The sequence below is a fragment of the Streptomyces sp. NPDC030838 genome, from assembly GCF_055572035.1.
Window position 1 is genome coordinate 139,884 of sequence record NZ_JBVIED010000019.1, and the last position, 20,209, is coordinate 160,092.

Below are 20,209 nucleotides of genomic sequence, written 5' to 3' on the forward strand. Positions count from 1 at the left end.
CGGCCTGGTCATCTTGGCGTACGAGGGCGGCGGCCCCGGCGGAGCGTCGGTCAGGCCGGATCGTCCACGAGTCCGAAGCCGTACGGGAACTCCTCGAGGAACTCCCGCCGTTCCGGGTCCGTCTCCTCCGCCGCCATCGACCCGAGCAGGTCGAGAAGCTCGCTGCGCTGGTCGTACGAGAGCTCCCCCATCAGGTGGGCGGCGCTTTCGAGGACCTTGACGGCGTCGTCCGGGTCCATCTGCTCGTCCTCACAGCCCTCGACGAACCACAGCACGTCGACCAGCGCCTCGGCCAGCGCACGGGTGAGAGACGGAAACTCGGCCATCGGAATGAACCCCTGTTCGATCGACGCATCGTGGTCCGGACATCCCACCACACGCCTCTGACATCGCGGCCACACGCCTCTGACATCGCGGTCGGCGGACGCCCTCATCCCGCCGGTGTGAGACGGACCAGCAGTACGGCGGGCGTGCGGGGCAGCGACACCCGCAGGGCGTCACCGTCCCAGGCCGCCGCGCCGGGGGTCGGGGCGGACGGGTGCAGGATCTCCGCGCGTACGGCGCGCCCCGCCAAGTGATCGACCGGCAGCCGGAGTTCGGGTGTCCCGCCACGTCGCCACACCGAGACGTACGACGGGCCGTCCGGCACCCGCATGCCGAGGGCCAGCCACTGGTCCGTCCAGCCCGGCAGGCCCAGCGGCCAGAACGGCACGGCCCGCGGGAGGTCGCCGCGGATCGAACGGTACGTGCCCACCGCATCCCGGACGAGGGCGAGTTGGCGCCGCGACATCCGGTTCAGATGGCCCGACAGATGAACGCGGCCGAGCAGGGCGCCGCCCAGGGTGAAGCTGATCAGGTCGTCGTCGAACTCCGGTTGCGGATAGGCCCAGACGGCACCCTGCTCGGGCGGGACCGCGGTGGGCGCGGCGGCGGCGATGGGCGGGAGGCGCAGCGGGTCCTGCTGGTCGCTGGTGGACTGGAGCTGGGTGACGGCGAGGGTGGCGCCGTCCATCCGCATGCCGCCGGAGGCGCAGTTCTCGATCACCAGGCCGGGGTGGCGGTCGAGAACGCCGGACAGCCAGTCCAGGTAGGCCTGGGCGTGGCCGAGCAGCCCGGCGCCCGGGGCGAGGTCCCCGGGGGCGAGGGTGCCCGGGTCGACGACGATGTTGTAGTCGAGCTTGAGGTAGCCCACCCCCCAGTCGCCGACGATCCGGTCCACCGTCGCGTCGAGGTGGGCGCGGGCGGCCGGGTGCCGCAGATCCAGCTGGTGGCGGCCCTGTTCGGCGAGGCGGACGCCGTCGCGCTGGAAGAAGGCCTCCGGCGGCAGTGCGGACGCGACCGGGCTGCGCACCCCGACGACCTCCGGTTCCAGCCACAGCCCGGGCACCATGCCGCGCTCCCGGATCCGGTCCAGGACGGCCTGGATCCCGCCGCCGGGGAAGCGGCGCGGGGAGGGCTGCCACTCCCCGACACTGTCCCACCAGCCCTCGGTGTCGTCGTCGTACCAGCCGGAGTCGATGCAGAAGTACTCCGCGCCGGCCTCGGCCGCCGCGTCGATGAGCGGCAGCAGTTTCTCGGTCGTGGGGTCGCCCATCAGGGTGTTCATGTAGTCGTTGAAGACGACGGGGAGTTGTGCGTGGTCCGGATGCGGGCGGCGGATCCTTCTGCGGTACGAGGTCATCGCCGCGAGCGCCTCGTCGAACCCGGAGCCGAGCGCCAGCGCCGCCGGCACGGTGGTGAACTCCTCCCCCGGGGCGAGCCGGACGCGCCACTGGTGCTCCGCGTCGGTGGGACCGTTCAGCGCGAGACAGGTGCCGCCCGCGCGTTCGCCGAGGTCCCAGCGCCAGCCGGCCGGGGACTCGATCTGCCACAGCCGGGTCAGGCCGCTCGTGCGGTCGGTGACCGCCCCCATGGCCAGATGTCCGTCGGTGGGCCAGCTGCCCCGCCCGGTGAGGACGAGCGCGGCCCGGCTGTCGTGCTGGTGGGCGCCCGCGTTGATGTCGGCGACGGTGGCGCGCAGCGGCTCGGTCCGCCAACGGCACTCCGCCAGCCAGTCGTTGTGCGCCCGGTGCACGTCGAGGGTGTCCGCGGAGGGCAGGCCGCCGAGCAGCAGGCTGGTGACGGACTGCACGACGAGGGGTGTGTCGCCGTTGTTCCGCAGCCGCACCCGGGAGCGCAGGACGGCGATCCCGTCCGGGGAGGACAGCTCGACGAAGGCCGTCAACCCGGTGGCCGGGTCGTGGAGTTCGACGCTCAGCCACTGCCAGTCGCCACGGCTTTCGGCGCGGTGCCCCCGGTACTTCAGGCGCCCGCCGAAGGCCGTGCCGGTGAAGCGCGGGCCGGACCAGCCGCTGCCGTGACCGAGGGCGGTGAGCTCGACGAGGGGGAGAGCGGCTTCCGGTTCGGCGGATGCTCCGTCGCCCAGCCGGACCAGGCGCGGCGTCCCGTCGGAGGCGCCGGCGAACTCGGCCTCCAGGGCCGCATGACCCCAAGTGAACCTCGGCCGCTTGTCGTTGAGATCGGCGTCCGCCCCATCGCTCACGGTGCTTCCCCCTCGTGAATCCCTCGTCACGGTCTCTTGACGACCATTGTGTGACCGGTCACAATCCTCGCATGAATGTGACCGGTCACACAAGGCGCCCGGCGAGCATCAGGGACGTCGCCACCGCCGCCGGGGTCTCGTACCAGACCGTGTCCCGGGTGATCAACGGCCATCCCAGCGTCAAGCCGTCCACCCGGGAGCGGGTGCTGGCCGCGATCGAGGAGCTGGGCTTCCGGCGCAACGCCACCGCGCTCGCGCTGGCCAGCGGGCGCAGCCGGGCCGTGACGGTGCTCACCGCCAACACCACGCACTACGGCTACGCCTCGATCCTCCAGGGCATCGAGGAGGCCGCCCGCGCCGCGTCCTACGCGGTCGGGATCGGCGTCCTGGAGTCGGCGCGGGAGGCGGCCGTCGCCGCGGCGGTGCAGCGGGCCGCGGACGCGGGCGGCGGGCTGATCGTGATCGCCTACGATCCGGCCGGGGTACGGGCGCTGGATGCCGTCCCCGCCGGGCTGCCGGTCGTCGGCGTGGTCGAGACCCCCGCGAGTCCGCCCGCCGTCGACCGCCCCTGGGTGTGGACCGACGACCGTGAGGCCGCCTACGAGGCGACCCGCCATCTGCTCTCCCTCGGCCACGAGACCGTCCACTACGTCGCCATCCCGTCCAGCACCCGCCGCTCCAGCGCCCGCACCAGCGGCTGGCGGCAGGCCCTGAAGGAGGCCGGGGCGCCGCTGCCCCGCCCGGTGCAGGGCAGCTGGGGCCCGGCGGGCGGCCACGCGGCGGGCCGCTCGCTGGCCGGGGACCCGGCCGTCACCGCGATCCTGTGCGGCAACGACGACCTGGCGCTCGGCGTGCTGCGCGCCCTGCACGAGGCGGGCCGCGCGGTGCCGGACGAGGTCAGCGTGGCCGGGTTCGACGACGCCCCGCACTCCGCCTATCTGACCCCGGCGCTGACGACCGTACGCCTGGACTTCACCGGCCTCGGACGGGCCGCGTTCGCCCTGCTGCACGGGGTGGTGGAGGAGTCCGCGCAGGTCGCCCCGCACCCCGTCTCCGTACCGGAGCTGGTGGTGCGGGAGAGCTCGGGGCCGCCGCCCGCCCGCGCCTGAGATCGCATCCGAGATGTCGCCACCGCCGTCCTGAACCCGCCGTCCGCGAAAGGCAGTTGAGGCACGTGATGAAGAGAACAGCCCTCCCCGCGCTGGCCCTGATATGCGTCTCCGCCTTGGCCGCCACCGCGTGCAGCGACCCCACCGCCGGGGACTCCGGCTCGGACGCCGAGCGGACGCCGGTCGACCCGACGGCCCGGCTGGACGGCGTGAAGCTGACCATGTGGACCGCGCAGAACACGGTCAACGCGCCCCGGCAGGTCATCGACGCCTTCGAGAAGGCCACCGGCGCCACGGTGGAGACCCAGGCCATCCCGGACCTGTACGAGCAGAACGTGCCGACGAAGCTGGCCTCCGGCGACCGTCCCGACCTGATGTTCTGGCAGCCGTCCGTCTCCACGCTGCCGTTCGTGCAACCGCAGCGGAACCTCCTCACCCTCGACGGTGAGCCGTGGGTCTCCAAGCTCGGCGACACCGAGAAGTCGCTCGGCGTCATCGACGGCAAGCGGTACGCGGCGATCGTGACCAGCCCCGCCATGCTCGGCGTCTACTACAGCAAGGACGTCTTCCGGCAGGCCGGGCTCACCGAGAAGGACTTCCCGAAGTCCTACGACGAGCTGCTCGCCCTCGGTCGCAAGGTCGTCGACAGGACGGACGCGGCCGCTTTTTACGAGGCCGGCGGCGACAAGTGGCCGCTGCAGTGGCAGATGCAGGTCCAGCTCACCGACCTCGACAAGTCCTGGTGGGACGGCCTGAACCGGAACAAGGAGAAGTGGACCGACCCGGTCGTGGTCGGCGCGATCAAGAAGTACAAGGAGAAGCTGCTCGACGCGGGGCTCGCCCAGAAGAACCACCGCACGGGCACCTTCACCGGGCAGGCCGACGCGCTGTGGAAGGGCGAGGCCGGCATGGTCCTCAACGTCACGTCCTTCCAGAGCCAGCTGCAGGCCAAGTACTCCACCGCCGAGATCGACAGGAAGATCGGCTGGTTCCCGGTCGCCAACTCCTCGGCCACCGGCCTGTACTCCCCCGACCAGACCAACGGGGTCGTCGCCTTCAAGACGGGGGACGAGAAGCGGCAGAACGCCGCCCGGCAGTTCCTCGCCTTCTGGCTCGGTCCGGACTACCCCGACTACATCAGGACGATGAAGATCCCGTCCGTACAGCCGTCCGTGCCCACCCCCGACGGCCTCCCACAGACCGCCAAGGACCAGGTCGCCGCCCTGCCCCAGGCCATCGGCGTCTTCCAGGCCAAGGCGATCGTCGCCCCGGACACGCACCTCTACCTCGCCGACATGATCTTCGGCAAGAAGAGCCCGCAGCAGGTCGCCCAGGCGATCCAGGACCAGTTCGCGCAGGTGGCCAAGGCCCAGGGCGCGCCCGGGTTCTGACCATGGCGGACACGGTCGTACGTACACACAAGCACCCGTCCGCGCTGGGCACACCCAAGGGCATGGGCCGGCTCCCGCGCGCCGCCGTGCACCACCCCTGGTGGTTCGCGCTCCCCGCGATCGTCGTCTTCGCGGGCTTCTTCCTGGTGCCGAACCTGCTGAACTTCTACTACCCGTTCACCGACTGGTCCTCGTACCACACGGACATCGCCTTCACCGGCCTCGACAACTTCAGGAGCATCGCCGAGGACGGCTCCCTGCTGCGCGCCATCCGCACGACGCTGCTGTACGCGCTGCTGGCGGCCTTCTTCCAGAACGGCTTCGGGCTCGTGCTCGCGCTGCTGCTGGAGGACGACACCCGCTTCAACCGCTTCTTCCGGGCCGTCTTCTTCCTCCCGGTGCTCATCTCGGCCCTCGCCACCGGCTATGTCTTCCAGGCCCTGCTCGATCAGGACGGGGCCGTCAACTCCCTCCTCGGCACGGACATCCCGTGGCTCGGGTCGACGACGTGGACGCTCGTCGTGGTCACCCTCATCCACGGCTGGAAGTGGATGGGCCTGTCGATGCTGATCTATCTGGCCGGGCTGAAGGGCATCCCCGGCGACATGCTCGAAGCCGCGCGCATGGACGGCGCCGGGCCGTGGCGGACCTTCCGGTCGGTGCGTTGGCCGATGCTCGCGCCGGCCGTCACCTTCAACGTCACCACGGCGCTGATCGGCTCGATGAACACCTTCGACATCGTGCAGGCCACCACGGGCGGCGGGCCCGCGGCCTCCACCGAGGTCTTCAACATCTACATGTTCCGGATCTTCGGACAAGGCCTGTACGCCCAGGCCTCCGCGATGAGTCTCGTCCTCTTCCTGGTCGTGGTCGCCGTGGCGATTCCGCTGGTCGTCGGCCTCAGGCGAAGGGAGCAGATGCTGTGACTCCGGTGTGGCGCCACGGCCGCCCCTCTCTCGTCGTCCTGCTCGCCGCCGTGGCCGTCGGCGTGCCGCTGTGGCTGGTCGCGGTCACCTCCGCCAAGCCGCAGGCGGAGGCCATCAAGCCGAACCTGGACCTGCCGAAGCACTGGCAGCCCGGCGGCAACTACGCCGACGCCGTCAGCCAGGGCGAGATGCTGCGCGGGTTCGTCAACTCCCTGCTGGTCGTCGGGCCTTCGGTCGTCCTCGTGCTGCTCCTCGGCGCGGGCGCCGCCTGGGTCTTCGCCCGCCGCACGTCGAAGCTGGTCTCGGCGGCGTACGCGCTGTGCATCAGCGGGCTGCTGCTGCCGCCCGCCGTCATCACCATCGTGATGGAGCTGCGGCAGCTGGGTCTGGCCAACACCCGGCCCGGGATGATCGCCGTCTACACCGGCATGTACCTGTCCACGTCGATCTTCTTCATGACCGGCTTCATCCGCGCCATCCCCACGGAACTGGAGGAAGCGGCCCGGATGGACGGGGCGACGCCGGCGCGGATCTTCTGGCGGATCGTCCTGCCGTTGCTCCGGCCGGTGATCGCCACCGCGACGATCATGGTGATGCTCTACGCCTGGAGCGACGTCTTCTACGCGTTCTTCGTCCTCGGCGGCGGCGAGCGGGCCACTCTCCCGCTGAACCTCTACCAGGTCGCCAGCGCCCAGCTCTACCTCAACAACTGGCATCTCGTCTTCGCGTACGTCGTGGTGATGAGCCTGCCCATGGTCGCCGTGTTCCTCGTCGGCCAGCGAAAGATCGTGTCCGGAATCACCAGTGGAGCCGTCAAATAACCGAAAGGGCCGGCAGCGTGATCACCCGCACCAGTACGAGATCCCGTACCGCTTTGCTAGCAGCCGCACTTGGAGCAGCCGCCATGGCAGCCACCCTCCCCGCAGCCGGGTCCGCGGCCGCCGCCGCTGAACCCCAGCGTCTCACCGTCGACCTCGCCGCCTCCGAAGGCCCCGTGATGCTCGGCGCCAACGGCGCGCTGTACGGGCTCAGCGACGACGGGGTGCCCAGCGACGCCGCGATGGAGCCCCTGAAGATCACCAGCATCTCGCAGAAGCCGGAGGGCGGCGCCCAGCACCCCAACGGCGACGCGCTCACGGTCTCGACGTCGTTCTTCCGCAACGGCGGCGGCGAGATCAACGTGATGATGCAGGACATCTACGCGAAGTGGCCGTACGAGGACCTGGGCATCGACGACTACCTGCCCAAGGTCGACAAGATCGCCAAGGAGGTGTCGGCGGACCCGGACAGCGACCGCTTCGTCTATGTCCCGTTCAACGAGCCGGACTGGATCTGGTACAAGCTCAACGTCTCGGACCAGGCCCAGTACGAGGCCAACCGCGACCGGTTCCTCAAGGACTGGAAGACGGTGTACCAGCGCATCCGCGCGATCGACCCCGACGCGAGGATCGCGGGTCCCAACGAGGCGTACTACGACCGACGCCTGCTGCGGGACTTCCTCACCTTCGCCAAGCGGGAGAACGTGCTGCCCCAGATCATGACCTGGCACGAGCTGGGCTCCGGTTCACTGCGCGACTTCCAGGGGCACTACGACCACTACCGCGCGCTGGAGCGGGAGCTGGGCATCGCGCCGCTGAAGATCAACATCGACGAGTACGCCAACCGCCGTGACCTGTCCGTGCCGGGGCAGCTCGTGCAGTGGGTGTCGATGTTCGAGCGGAACAAGGTGTACGCCAACATGGCGTACTGGGACGCGGCCGGCAACCTCAGCGGTCACGTCGTGCGCTCGAACATCCCCAACGGCGGCTGGTGGTTCTTCCGTTGGTACGCCGGGCTGACCGGCGACACCGTCAAGGTGACCCCGCCGCAGCCGAACACCATCGACACCCTCCAGGGCCTGGCGTCGCTCGACACCTCCCGCCGCCAGGCACAGGTCCTGCTCGGTGGCTCGGACGGCGACTCCGACGTCGTGGTGCGGAACGTCTCCCGCTCCGTCTTCGGCGGTACGGTCACCGCGACCGTCGCCGAGGCCGCCTGGTCCGGCTACGAAGGCGAGCACGCCGCGCCCCGTGTCCTCGCCCGCACGAAGCTGAAGGTGGCGGACGACGGCACGGTGACCGTCCCGCTGCGCGGCATGCACCGGATGTCCGCGTACCGCGTCGTCCTCACCCCCGGCGGCACCGGCACACCGTCCCCCGCCTCCGTCCCCTGGTCGGCGTCGTACGAGGCGGAGAGCGCGGCCATCACCGACGGCAAGGTCTACACACAGGGCACCGTGAGCAACGCCAACGGCTACGCGGCCTCCGGCACCAAGGACGTCGGCTCGCTCAACCAGCCGACCAGCAAGGTGGCCTTCACGGTGACGGTGCCGAAGGACGGCACGTACGACCTGGCGATCCTCTACGGCAACCAGTCCGGCGCCCCCGCCACGCAGCACCTGTCGGTCGACGGCGGCGCCCCGGTCACGGTCACCTACCCCTCCACCGAGAACTGGACCTACCGCGCCAAGAAGGACGTCACCGTACGCCTCTCCGCCGGCCCGCACGTCCTGACGCTGGCCAAGGGCGACGCCGAGGTCACGCTCGACCGCGTCGACCTGACCGCCCGGACCGGCGCGCCCTCCGCGTCGTACGAGGCGACGCTGGCGGACATCAGTGGCAGGCCGTCGTACGACTACTCCTCGTCGGCCGGGGTGGGCACGGGCGCGCTCGTCCTGCGCTCCGGCGACAAGGCGGTGTTCGACGTGTACGCACCCCGCGACGGCTACTACACGGCGGTGCCGCGGGCCTCGGCGCCGGTGCGGCTCGCCCTGCACGGGGAGACGGTCACCGCAGCGCCTGACCGGCCGCTGCGGCTGTACCTGGTGGCGGGCAACAACCGCGTCGCGGTGACCGCCCCGCACGCCGCCGTCCGCTCCCTCGACGTGTCCGGCGAGGGCTCGACGGCCGGCACGCTCTCCTACGACGGCGCCTCGGCGGCTCTGGCGGGCGGTGCGCGGCTCGTCGACTCCGCGTACGCCTCCGCGGGCTCGTACATCGGGTGGCTCGGCAGCAGCGCGGAGAGCACCGCCACGTTCACGGTGGACGCCCCCCGGTCCGGGCGGTACCTGCTGGTCGTCCACTACGCGCACAACGACCGGCGCGACAACGGCCACGCCTACAACACGGACATCATGTCCCGTACGGCCGACATCACGATCGGCTCCGGGTCACCCCGGAGGGTCACCTTCAAGAACACCTGGAGCTGGGACGACTACTGGACGGTGGGTGTCCCCGTCGACCTGAGGGAGGGGCCGAACCGGGTGACGTTCGGCAACGCGAGCGCCTGGGCGCCGAACATCGACCGGATCGAGCTGGGTCGGGTGGTGGGCCGGCCGGCGCCCTGACCGCCCTGGGCGGCAGGCGGAGATCGGCCGGGCCCCGGCGCCGTCACGGCGGCTTCGCGCCGGGGCCCGGCTCGGCGGCCTCGCGGGCTGGGCACAACAGCGGTGCCCAGCCGGACGTACCGGGGAAGTCGTCGGCGCCCGCCGGGACGGTGTCCAGCACGACGCGGTCGGGGCGCAGGAGGGCCGCGTCCGCCCGGCCGGAGCGCAGCCAGGCGGCGAGGGTGCCGTCGTCCACGACGGTCGTGTCGCCGTACGGGGTGTCGCCGCCCGGGCTGCGGCCGTCGTCGACGCGGACGACCGGTGCGCCCAGTGCGCGGGCGACGGCCCGGACGGCGGGGCTCGGCGGGGCGGCGGACAGGACCGCGAAGGAGTCGCCGAGAACATCGTCGAGGCGGACGCGCCCGTGCCGCGTCCGCACCCACGGCTGGGGCGCGAGGGTGCCCGCCAGGCGGCGGCCGGTCAGCCTGCCGTAGCGCACCAGCGGGCCGCGGGCCAGGGCCGGACTGAGGCCGCGCGCGGCGAGGTAGGAGGTGAGGGCGGGGATGCGGCAGACCGCGGCGAGCGCGGTGCGCCGTACGGCGGCGGCCCTGTCCTGTCCGCCGGTCATCGCCCATCCGGTCGTGATCGCGAGGCGGATCATGTGCCGGGTATGGGGTTTGCGCTCGCTCTCGTAGGAGTCGAGCAGGCTTTCGTCCGCGCCCTGCGTCAGGACCCGGGCCAGTTTCCAGGCGAGATTGTGGGCGTCACGCAGGCCCGAGCACAGACCCTGCCCGATGAACGGCGGGGTCAGGTGCGCGGCGTCGCCGAGCAGGAAGACCCGGCCCCGGCGCCAGCGGTCGGCGACACAGGCCCGGAAGGTGTACCTGGCCTGCCGTATCACCTCGAAGCCGTCGCCGCCGTCCGGGACCGCCACCCAGGGGGCCACCAGCTCCCGCAGCTCCACGGGGGCCGGCCCCAGCCTGAACTCCCAGCGGTAGCGGTCCTCGCCGGTCCGCATGAAGGTTCCGGGCCGGGCGGGGTCGCAGACCTGGTCGACGCCCTCCCAGGTGCGTACCGGCAGCCGGGTGCGGACGTCGACGACCGTCCATGTCTCCTCGAAGCGCAGGTCCTCCCATACGGCGCCGATCGCGTCCCGGGTGAGACCGCCCGCGCCGTCGCAGCCGAGCACGGCGTCCGCCCACAGGTGCGTCGGCGGGCCCCCGCCCCGCACCGTGACCCGCACCCGGCCCCGCGGGCCGCCGGGGGCCTCCGGCGGGACGCCCTGCTCGACGTCCTGTTCGACGGCGATGACCTCCACTCCGCCGCGCAGTTCGCACTCGGGGTGGCGGGCCAGGGCGTCCCGGAGCAGCCGTTCGAGGTCGGGCTGGTCGAAGAGGGTGGTCTCCGGGAAGCCGTGGTGGCCGTGCGGGTCGTCGCGCCGGAACTCGGCCATCACCCGGTGCCGGGCGTCCAGCAGCCGCAGGCCGTTGGCCGGGCGCGCGATGGCGGCGAACCGCTCGTGGATCCCGGCCGCCTGGAGGATCCGGCGGACCTCGTCGTCCATGGCGACGGCGCGTGGCAGCGGATAGACGTCCCGATGGCGTTCCAGCAGGATGCTGCGCACGCCCCGGCGGGCCAGCAGGATCGCGGCGGTGACTCCGACGGGGCCCGCCCCGACGATGACCACCGGTGCCGTCCGGGTCGCGTCGCCCGCGGCGACCTGGTTGGTTTTCATCGCGCGGCTCACTTCGCGTTTCTCCGGGGATGACCCCTGCGGCCACTGACTTGATCAAATCATCAGCTCTGACCCATTCCTCGTCAACGTACGCGTCCAAGATTCCTGAGGAAACCATCAGGACTGTGGATCGTGGTTAAAATCGGCGCATGCCGCCGTCAGCCCCGCCCGCCAACCGGTTCGAACGCCGCCGCGCCGCCACCCGGCAGGCCCTGATCCGGGCCGCCCGGCAGATCCTGGCCGAGTCCGGTGACACCGGCGTGAGCATCCAGGTGATCGCCGAGCGCGCGGATGTGGGCTTCGGCTCCTTCTACAACCACTTCGCGTCGAAGACGGCCCTCTTCGACGAGGCGGTCACCGACGCCCTCGACGAGTACGGCCGGACCATCGACGAACGGCTGGACGGCGTCGACGACCCCGCCGAGCGGATCGCGTTCGGCGTCCGGCTCAGCGCCGGCATGGCCGACACCCACCCCGAGCTCATGCGGATCCTGCGCCACCGCGGACTGGACCACATCCACAGCGATCGCGGCCTGTCCCCCCGGGCCATGGGCGACCTCGAGACCGGGGCGGCCTCCGGGCGTTTCACCTTCGCCGACCCCGAGATCGCCCTCTCCGCGCTGGGCGGCGGCCTGCTGGCCCTGCTGGACCTGCGGCTGAGCCGGCCGGACCGCGACAGCGAGGAAGCCGCCCGGAGCATGGCGGAGCTGATGCTGCGCATGCTGGGCGTCCCCGCCGAGGAGGCCGGCGAGATCGCCCGTCGCCCACTGCCCGACCGCGCCTGAGAGACCGTCCCCTACCGCCTGCGGCGAGAGCCGTCGGCAGGCGATTGTCAGTGCCCGATGTCACGCTGGGTCGAAACAGGATCGACGGAAAGGCGTCATCGGCATGATCACCACGGACTTCGCTCCCGGCTCCCCCTGCTGGCTCGACCTCGGCGCCCCCGACGTCCGCGCCGCCGCGGCCTTCTACGGGGCCGTGCTCGGCTGGGACTACGAGTCCATGGGCGAGGGCGGTGAGATGGAAGGCGGCATGTTCCGCAAGGACGGCAAGATCGTGGCCGGTCTCGGCAAGCTCACCGAGGAGGGCGCGCGCTCGGCCTGGATGATCTACTTCACCGTCACCGACGCGGACGCCACCACCCAGGCGGTGCGCAGCGCGGGCGGCACGGTGCGGGTGGAGCCGAGGGACCTCGACGAATGGGGCCGGATGGCGCAGTACAGCGACCCGCTGGGCGGCCAGTTCGCCGTCTGGCAGCCGGGTACGAACAAGGGCGTTGAGCTGGTGGACGAGCCCGGCTCGCTGTCCTGGACCGAGCTGTACACGAGCGACGCGGCCGCCGCGAAGGAGTTCTACGGCGGTGTCCTCGGCTGGCGGTTCAGCGACATGGAGCTGCCGGGTGGCGGAGGCACCTACTCCCTCATCACGCCGGCCGGGCTGCCCGAGGAGCGCATGCACGGGGGCGTCATGCAGCTGCCCCGGGAGAACCTCGCCCTGGCGAACGGGCGGCCCTACTGGCACCCGGTCTTCCACGTCGAGGACTGCGACGCCGCGGTCGCCAAGGTCACCGAGAACGGCGGCAGCGTGCAGATGGGACCGGAGAACGCGGAGGGCGTGGGCCGGCTGGCGGTATGCCTGGACCCGTCGAACGCGGACTTCGTCGTCCTGAAGCCGGCCGGCGCCTGAGGCCGGGAGGCCCGGTCCGCACACCGCTGGGGAGGTGCTCGGCATCCCACGGGTGTATGCAGGTTTCATGGGCCCTCGACTACCGCGTGGCGGTCACCGCGGACCAGGGGAGCTGCATCGCGGCCTGCTGGTGGTACCGCTCGGGCTCATCGCGATCGTCACGGTGGTCGACATCCTCGTCCCCGCCGAGGTGCACCTCGGCCCGTTCCTGGCCGCGGCCCCCGCCATCACGGCGTCCTTCGCGGGGCCGCGCATCACCGCGGGCGTCGGCGTGCTCGCCGTCCTGGCGCAGGCCGTCATCGCGGACGTGCGGACCAGTCTCACCGACCTCAACCACAGCTTCCAGATCACCGCGCTGTTCCTGATCGCGGCGTGCGTGACGTTCTTCGCGTACCTCCGGGAGCGGCACGAGAAACAGCTGACCCAGCTGCGCGCCGTGGCCGAGGCCGCGCAGCAGGTCGTCCTGCGACCGCTGCCGCGCCTGGTCGGCCCCCTGCGCATCGCCTCGGTCTATCTGGCGGCCGAGGCGGAGGCGCAGATCGGCGGTGACCTGTTCGCCGCCGTGCGCACCACGCACGGCACCCGGTTCATCGTCGGGGACGTCCGGGGCAAGGGCCTGGAGGCCATCGGGGACGCGGCCCTCGTCCTCGGCGCCTTCCGCGCCGCCGCGCACCGGCAGGTCGACCTGCCCTCCCTCGTCGCCTACCTGGAGGGAACCGTCTCCTCCGACCTGGACGACCCGGGAGCGGCCGCGGCCTCCACCGGAGCCCCCAGCGAGAGCTTCATCACCGCGGCCGTCCTCGACATTCCCGACAACGCGGCCGATCTCCTCCTGATCAACTGCGGCCATCCACCGCCCCTGCTGCTGCACGAGGGCCGGGCCATCCCGCTGGAGGTGCGCGAACCGGCGCCGCCCCTCGGCCTCACCGAGTTCGCGGACTCGGCCTTCACCGCGGAGGCCTTCCCCTTCCGGCCGGGCGACACCCTCCTGCTGTACACCGACGGCGTCGTCGAGGCCCGCGACGACTCCGGGGTCTTCTATCCCCTCGCCCAGCGCATGGCCGCGCTCGCCGCAGGCGGCCCCCAGCGCCTCCTGCGCCGGCTGCGCGAAGACCTCCTCGCCCATACGCGGGGCGGCCACCTCGGCGACGACGCGGCCATGGTGGCGATCCAGCGCGTGAGACGGAGTGCGCCAACGGACGCGGATCAAGGGCCGGGCGGGAAGGGATGACGCGCTTTCCCTACACCTGCGACGCGGCGAGCAACTCCAGTGCCCTCTCCTTCAGTTCCGGCGAGGCCTCGGCGGCGTCGCCGGAGTCGAAGGGCGGCCGGGGGTCGTACTCGACGGCGAGCTGGATCGCCTTCGCGGTGTCGTCGCCCGCGATCAGGGAGGCCAGGTGGAGAGCCATGTCCACGCCCGCCGACACCCCGGCGGCGGTGATGATCTTCCCCGAACGCACATAGCGCCGCGGCAGGTACGTCACCCCGAACGTGGACTGCAAGTACTCGGCGGACGCCCAGTAGGTGGTCGCCCGCCGGCCCTTCAGCAGGCCCGCGGCGGCGAGAACGATGCTTCCGGTGCACACGGAGGCCGTCCACCGGGTGTGCCGGTGGATGTCGCGGATCCAGCCCAGCAGCGCCTGATCGTTCATCGCCGCGACGGTGCCGCGGTTGCCCGCGCCCGGCACGAGCAGCACGTCCAGTCGGTCCACCTCCGCGAGGGAGCGCTCGGCGACCAGCGCCACGTCCCCGGTGTCCGTCCGCACCGGGCCGCGCCGCTCGGCGATCATCGTCACGGTGGCGTCCGGCAGCCGGGACAGCACCTCCGCCGGACCCGTGGGGTCCAGCAGGCTGAAGCCGTCGTAGAGCAGGATGCCGATGCTGAGGCCCCCGCCCTGGCCCGCGCCCTTGCCGGGACCCGTGTCCTGGGACGGGGCCGCGTGCGCGGCTCCGGTCCCGGCCAGAAGCGTGGTGGCGGCGGTCGCCGTGGCGCCCAGTAGGACGTTCCTGCGTGTCGTCGTGTGCGTGGAGTGCGTCATGTGCCGGGAGTCTGCTGCCCCGCCGCGACGCGTGCGCGCGGCATGTCCGGCATCCTGCGAATCCTGTCCCCGGTGACCCCGTAGTGGTCCAGGAACGCCTGCCGCAGGGTCTCCGCGGACCGGAATCCGCAGCGGCGGGCGATCGCCGCCAGGGACAGGGCGCTGGACCGCACCAGGTGCGCGGCCGCCTCGGTGCGCACCTGCCGTACCGCCCGCGCCGGCGTTGTACCGAGATGCGCGGTGAAGAGCCGGGTCAGGTGCCGGGGGCTGATGCCCGCCCGGGCCGCCAGGGCGGTGGGCGTCAGATCCTCCGCCAGATGGCCGGCGACGTACCCCATCAGGTCCCGCACCAGCCGGTCCTCCGGTGGCGGGGCGGCCAGGAACAGGGAGATCTGCGCCTGGTCGCCCGGCCGGTGCAGGTGGGTGACGAGTTCCCGGGCGACCGCGCGGGCCAGGGTCGGCCCGTGGTCGTCCTCGATCAGGGACAGCGTCAGGTCGAGCGCGCTGGTGACCCCGGCGGAGGTGTAGACGTTGCCGTCGCGTATGCAGAGCGGGCCCGTGTCGACGGCCACGGCCGGATGCCGCTCGGCGAGCCGTTCCCCCCAGCCCCAGTGGGTCGTGACCCGCCGGTGGTCCAGCAGTCCGGCGGCGGCGAGCACATAGGCGCCCGTGCAGACGGAGGCCACGCGGAGGCTCTGTGCCGCCAGCCGCCGCACCTGGCCGAGCAACCGCTCGTCCGCCGCCGCGTCCTCGCAGCCGACGCCGCCCACGACGATCAGCGTGTCCAGACGTCCCGTGACCGCCTCGAGGCGGTGCCCCGCTCCCAGCACGATCCCCGCAGAGCTGCGCGCGGCCCGGCGGCCGACGGTGCCCAGCTCGACGGCGTACGGCGGCGCCGCGCCGTACCGGTTGGCGATGTCCAGCGCGCTGCTGGGGCAGGCGATGTCGAGAATCTGCGCGTCGTCGTAGGCGACGATGAGTACGCGTCTCCGGTTGTCCATGCGCCGCATACCAGCACAGCCGGCGGCGGGTTCAGTCGACCGCGTCGCCGGGTGCCACCGGATGCGCCTCCAGCTCCGGCGCGGCCAGCAGGTCGGCGATCAGTTCCGCGGATCCGCCGACGTATGTGCTGACCAGGTCGACATCGCCGCCCACGCACCAGGCGCGGTCGTCGGGCCACCACAGGTCGGGCAGCTCGGCGAACTCGTCCAGCAGGACGGGTGAGGCCGCGTCGGCCAGCGTTCCGGCGAGGAGGATCTCGTCGCGGCCGGGGGTGGGGAAGGAGGGGAGGTGGTCGAAGTCCCACCGGCCGTAGCCGCTCCACAGGCCGAACCAGCAGCGCTCGGGGGTCCGGGTGTGCCGGGCCAGGACGGGAATCAGGGCGCGGGCGACGCCGGGCGGGGTCGGCCCCTCGGCCGCGTGCTCGTCCCAGACGCCGGGCAGGCCGTACTCGGAGGCGTTCAGGTAGTCGCGGTCCATGCCGATCAGCTCGTGCCAGCGGGTGCTCCCCGTCACCTCGCGCCCCTGGGCGGCGGCCACCGTCGCCCATCGCACCGGCCGCTCCTCCAGGGAGGCCGGGTGCAGGATCCGGGCGTAGGCGGGGAATCCGGGCGCGGCGATGCCCGCGACCGTGCTGAAGCCGCCGTGCCGCCGGGCCCGCTCGACGAGCCAGTCGGCCGGACCGAGGTCGGAGGTCCGCACACGCAGCCGTCCGTACTGCCGTGGGGCGGGATCCCGGTGGACCGGGCGCAGGTCGTCCATCCGGCACAGTCTGCCCGAGGGGCCGCGCCGGCCCGGCCCCGGGTGTGGGCATTGATGAACCGGTCAAGTGGCCCGGTTCACATGGCAGTACCGGGCCGGCGCCTCCACCATGGTCCTCACTCACCGGCAGGCCGAAGGGATCCAGGATGTTCCGCAAGGTGCTGGTCGCCAACCGAGGCGAGATCGCGATCCGGGCGTTCCGCGCCGGCTATGAACTGGGCGCGCGCACGGTCGCCGTCTTCCCCCACGAGGACCGCAACTCGCTGCACCGGCTCAAGGCAGACGAGGCCTATCAGATCGGTGAGCCGGGGCATCCGGTGCGTGCCTACCTGTCCGTGGAGGAGATCGTCCGGGCCGCGCGACAGGCGGGGGCGGACGCCGTGTATCCGGGCTACGGCTTCCTGTCCGAGAACCCGGAGCTGGCGCGCGCCTGCGCCGAGGCGGGCATCACGTTCGTCGGCCCGGACGCCGGCACGCTGGAGCTGACCGGGAACAAGGCGCGCGCCGTGGCCGCCGCCCGCGCGGCCGGGGTGCCGGTGCTCGGCTCGTCGGCGCCCTCGACCGACATCGACGAACTCGTCCGGGCCGCCGAGGAGATCGGGTTCCCGGTGTTCGTCAAGGCGGTCGCGGGCGGCGGCGGACGCGGGATGCGGCGCGTGGAGGATCCGGCCGCGCTGCGCGAGTCCATCGAGGCGGCCTCCCGGGAGGCGGCCTCGGCGTTCGGTGACCCCACCGTCTTCCTGGAGAAGGCGGTCGTCGACCCGCGCCACATCGAGGTGCAGATCCTCGCCGACGGCGAGGGCAACGTCATGCACCTGTTCGAGCGGGACTGCTCGGTGCAGCGCCGCCACCAGAAGGTGATCGAGCTGGCGCCGGCGCCGAACCTCGATCCGGAGCTGCGGGAGCGGATCTGCGCCGACGCGGTGCGGTTCGCCCGGGAGATCGGCTACCGCAACGCGGGCACGGTGGAGTTCCTGCTCGACCGGGACGGCAACCACGTCTTCATCGAGATGAACCCGCGCATCCAGGTCGAGCACACCGTCACCGAGGAAGTGACCGACGTCGACCTGGTGCAGGCCCAGCTGCGCATCGCCGCCGGCGAGACGCTGGCCGACCTCGGGCTGTCCCAGGAGACCCTGACCCTGCGCGGCGCCGCCCTGCAGTGCCGTATCACCACGGAGGACCCGGCCAACGGCTTCCGCCCGGACACCGGCCGGATCAGCGCCTACCGCTCCCCCGGCGGCTCGGGCATCCGGCTGGACGGCGGCACCACCCACGCCGGTACGGAGATCAGCGCGCACTTCGACTCGATGCTGGTGAAGCTCACCTGCCGGGGCCGTGACTTCACGGCCGCGATCGGCCGGGCCCGGCGTGCGGTCGCCGAGTTCCGCATCCGCGGCGTCGCCACCAACATCCCCTTCCTCCAGGCCGTCCTGGACGACCCCGACTTCCGGGAGGGGCGGGTCACCACCTCGTTCATCGAGGAGCGGCCGCATCTGCTCACCGCGCGGCACTCCGCCGACCGTGGCACCAAGCTGCTGACGTACCTCGCCGACGTCACGGTCAACAAGCCGCACGGCGAGCGTCCCGAGCTGATCGACCCCGTCACCAAGCTGCCGCCGCTGCCCGCCGGATCGCCGCCCGCGGGCTCCCGCCAGCGCCTCGCCGAACTCGGCCCGGAGGGCTTCGCCCGCGCCCTGCGGGAGTCGCCGACGCTGGGCGTCACGGACACCACCTTCCGCGACGCCCACCAGTCGCTGCTGGCCACCCGGGTACGCACCAAGGACCTGCTCGCGGTCGCCCCGCACGTCGCGCACACCCTGCCCGGGCTGCTCTCCCTGGAGTGCTGGGGCGGCGCGACCTACGACGTGGCCCTGCGCTTCCTCGCCGAGGATCCGTGGGAGCGGCTGGCCGCGCTGCGCGAGGCGGTGCCCAACATCTGCCTCCAGATGCTGCTGCGCGGGCGCAACACCGTCGGCTACACGCCGTACCCCACGGAGGTGACCGACGCGTTCGTGCAGGAGGCGGCGGCCACCGGCATCGACATCTTCCGCATCTTCGACGCGCTCAACGACGTCTCCCAGATGCGGCCGGCCATCGACGCCGTACGGGAGACGGGTACCGCGATCGCCGAGGTCGCCCTCTGCTACACCGCCGACCTGTCCGACCCCGGCGAGCGGCTCTACACCCTCGACTACTACCTCCGGCTGGCCGAGCAGATCGTCGAGGCCGGCGCCCATGTGCTGGCCGTCAAGGACATGGCGGGGCTGCTGCGGGCTCCGGCCGCCGCGACGCTGGTGTCGGCGCTGCGCCGCGAGTTCGACCTGCCGGTCCATCTGCACACGCACGACACGGCGGGCGGCCAGCTCGCCACCTATCTCGCGGCGGCCCAGGCGGGCGTGGACGCGGTCGACGGGGCCGTGGCCTCGATGGCGGGCACCACCTCGCAGCCGTCGCTGTCGGCGATCGTGGCCGCGACCGACCACGCGGACCGGCCGACCGGCCTGGACCTCCAGGCGGTCGGGGACCTGGAGCCGTACTGGGAGGGCGTCCGCAAGATCTACGCCCCCTTCGAGTCCGGTCTTGCCGCGCCGACCGGACGCGTCTACCACCACGAGATCCCCGGCGGTCAGCTGTCCAACCTGCGCACCCAGGCGGTCGCGCTGGGCCTCGGCGACCGCTTCGAGGAGATCGAGGCGATGTACGCCGCCGCCGACCGCATCCTGGGCCGCCTGGTGAAGGTCACCCCGTCCTCCAAGGTGGTGGGCGATCTGGCGCTGCATCTGGTGGGGGCCGGGGTGACGCCGGAGGACTTCGAGGCGACGCCGGACCGGTTCGACATCCCCGACTCCGTCATCGGGTTCCTGCGCGGTGAGCTGGGGACCCCGCCGGGCGGCTGGCCGGAGCCGTTCCGCACCAAGGCGCTCCAGGGGCGCGGCGAGGCCAAGCCGGTCGCGGAGCTGGCGGACGAGGACCGCAGGGGGCTCGAGAAGTCCCGGCGCGCGACCCTCAACCGGCTGCTCTTCCCCGGCCCGACGCGCGACTTCGAGGCCCACCGTCAGGCGTACGGCGACACCAGTGTGCTGGACAGCAAGGACTTCTTCTACGGTCTGCGCCCCGCCAAGGAGTACGCCGTGGACCTGGAGCCCGGGGTGCGGCTGCTCATCGAGCTGCAGGCGATCGGCGAGCCCGACGAACGCGGGATGCGCACCGTGATGGCCGACCTGAACGGCCAGTTGCGGCCGATCCAGGTGCGGGACGCGGCGGCCGCCTCCGACGCGCCGGTGACCGAGAAGGCCGACCGGGCCAACCCGGGCCATGTGGCGGCGCCCTTCGCGGGTGTGGTGACGCTGACGGCCGCCGAGGGCGACGAGGTCGCGGCCGGGGCGACGGTGGCCACGATCGAGGCGATGAAGATGGAGGCCGCCATCACCGCCCCGCGGGCCGGCCGGGTGAGCAGGCTCGCCATCAACCGCGTGCAGCAGGTGGAGGGCGGGGACCTGCTCGTCGAGATCGCCTGACCGCTCCCGCCCACAGGCAGTCCCTGCCCGCCGAAACTCACCACAGGCCCTGCCCGCCGTAATTCGCTCGACGGCGGGCAGGGCCGCCTTGTTACCCTGATCAGGTGATCAGGGCCTTCTACTTCATCTGATACC

15 protein-coding genes are annotated in these 20,209 nt (G+C 72.3%); 9 read left to right on the forward strand and 6 right to left on the reverse strand.

Annotation, left to right across the window (positions count from 1 at the left end):
- Positions 1 to 50: 50 nt before the first annotated feature.
- Both ACZ42A_RS36040 and ACZ42A_RS36045 read right to left on the reverse strand, forming a co-directional pair.
- Positions 51 to 326, reverse strand: coding sequence for a hypothetical protein (locus ACZ42A_RS36040; RefSeq protein WP_468531559.1), 276 nt, complete (start codon positions 324 to 326; stop codon positions 51 to 53).
- A 104-nt stretch (positions 327 to 430) separates the two neighbouring features.
- Positions 431 to 2,542, reverse strand: a complete 2,112-nt coding sequence (locus ACZ42A_RS36045; RefSeq protein ID WP_468531560.1) for a glycoside hydrolase family 36 protein — start codon at positions 2,540 to 2,542, stop codon at positions 431 to 433.
- 71 nt (positions 2,543 to 2,613) lie between these two features.
- Between ACZ42A_RS36045 and ACZ42A_RS36050 the strand changes: the two genes are divergently transcribed.
- The 5 genes from ACZ42A_RS36050 to ACZ42A_RS36070 all read left to right on the forward strand — a co-directional run bounded on the left by ACZ42A_RS36050 (position 2,614) and on the right by ACZ42A_RS36070 (position 9,353).
- Positions 2,614 to 3,651 carry a LacI family DNA-binding transcriptional regulator gene (locus tag ACZ42A_RS36050; protein WP_468531561.1) on the forward strand — a complete coding sequence of 346 codons (1,038 nt, stop codon included), beginning with the start codon at positions 2,614 to 2,616 and terminating at the stop codon, positions 3,649 to 3,651.
- Between the two features lie 68 nt (positions 3,652 to 3,719).
- A complete protein-coding gene (locus ACZ42A_RS36055; RefSeq protein WP_468531562.1) occupies positions 3,720 to 5,042 on the forward strand; it encodes an ABC transporter substrate-binding protein in 1,323 nt (440 codons plus the stop codon).
- Between the two features lie 2 nt (positions 5,043 to 5,044).
- A complete protein-coding gene (locus ACZ42A_RS36060; protein WP_468531563.1) occupies positions 5,045 to 5,968 on the forward strand; it encodes a carbohydrate ABC transporter permease in 924 nt (307 codons plus the stop codon).
- A complete protein-coding gene (locus ACZ42A_RS36065) occupies positions 5,965 to 6,789 on the forward strand; it encodes a carbohydrate ABC transporter permease (protein ID WP_468531564.1) in 825 nt (274 codons plus the stop codon). Before ACZ42A_RS36060 ends, ACZ42A_RS36065 begins: the two co-directional genes overlap by 4 nt.
- 83 nt (positions 6,790 to 6,872) lie before the next feature.
- Positions 6,873 to 9,353, forward strand: coding sequence for a CBM35 domain-containing protein (locus tag ACZ42A_RS36070; RefSeq protein ID WP_468531565.1), 2,481 nt, complete (start codon positions 6,873 to 6,875; stop codon positions 9,351 to 9,353).
- A gap of 43 nt (positions 9,354 to 9,396) precedes the next feature.
- On the opposite strand, the gene mhpA is transcribed toward ACZ42A_RS36070, so the two are convergent.
- Positions 9,397 to 11,067 carry a bifunctional 3-(3-hydroxy-phenyl)propionate/3-hydroxycinnamic acid hydroxylase MhpA gene (gene mhpA / locus ACZ42A_RS36075; protein WP_468531566.1) on the reverse strand — a complete coding sequence of 557 codons (1,671 nt, stop codon included), beginning with the start codon at positions 11,065 to 11,067 and terminating at the stop codon, positions 9,397 to 9,399.
- Positions 11,068 to 11,216: 149 nt separating this feature from the next.
- On the opposite strand from mhpA, the gene ACZ42A_RS36080 reads away from it, so the two are divergent.
- The 3 genes from ACZ42A_RS36080 to ACZ42A_RS36090 all read left to right on the forward strand — a co-directional run bounded on the left by ACZ42A_RS36080 (position 11,217) and on the right by ACZ42A_RS36090 (position 13,984).
- The gene (locus tag ACZ42A_RS36080) at positions 11,217 to 11,852 is read left to right on the forward strand and encodes a TetR/AcrR family transcriptional regulator (protein ID WP_468531567.1); all 636 of its coding nucleotides are present in this window, start codon (positions 11,217 to 11,219) and stop codon (positions 11,850 to 11,852) included.
- Positions 11,853 to 11,955: 103 nt separating this feature from the next.
- Positions 11,956 to 12,753 (forward strand): VOC family protein, encoded by a 798-nt coding sequence (locus ACZ42A_RS36085; RefSeq protein ID WP_468531568.1) that lies wholly within the window; start codon positions 11,956 to 11,958, stop codon positions 12,751 to 12,753.
- A gap of 67 nt (positions 12,754 to 12,820) precedes the next feature.
- Positions 12,821 to 13,984, forward strand: a complete 1,164-nt coding sequence (locus ACZ42A_RS36090; RefSeq protein WP_468531569.1) for a PP2C family protein-serine/threonine phosphatase — start codon at positions 12,821 to 12,823, stop codon at positions 13,982 to 13,984.
- Between the two features lie 10 nt (positions 13,985 to 13,994).
- On the opposite strand, the gene ACZ42A_RS36095 is transcribed toward ACZ42A_RS36090, so the two are convergent.
- The 3 genes from ACZ42A_RS36095 to ACZ42A_RS36105 are packed head-to-tail and all read right to left on the reverse strand — an operon-like array spanning position 13,995 to position 16,553.
- Positions 13,995 to 14,792 carry a DJ-1/PfpI family protein gene (locus tag ACZ42A_RS36095; RefSeq protein ID WP_468531570.1) on the reverse strand — a complete coding sequence of 266 codons (798 nt, stop codon included), beginning with the start codon at positions 14,790 to 14,792 and terminating at the stop codon, positions 13,995 to 13,997.
- Positions 14,789 to 15,802 (reverse strand): GlxA family transcriptional regulator, encoded by a 1,014-nt coding sequence (locus ACZ42A_RS36100; RefSeq protein ID WP_468531571.1) that lies wholly within the window; start codon positions 15,800 to 15,802, stop codon positions 14,789 to 14,791. Before ACZ42A_RS36100 ends, ACZ42A_RS36095 begins: the two co-directional genes overlap by 4 nt.
- 22 nt (positions 15,803 to 15,824) lie before the next feature.
- Entirely contained in the window at positions 15,825 to 16,553 is a 729-nt protein-coding gene (locus tag ACZ42A_RS36105) for a hypothetical protein (protein WP_468531572.1), read from the reverse strand.
- 146 nt (positions 16,554 to 16,699) lie between these two features.
- Between ACZ42A_RS36105 and ACZ42A_RS36110 the strand changes: the two genes are divergently transcribed.
- The gene (locus ACZ42A_RS36110) at positions 16,700 to 20,074 is read left to right on the forward strand and encodes a pyruvate carboxylase (protein WP_468531573.1); all 3,375 of its coding nucleotides are present in this window, start codon (positions 16,700 to 16,702) and stop codon (positions 20,072 to 20,074) included.
- Positions 20,075 to 20,209: the final 135 nt, after the last annotated feature.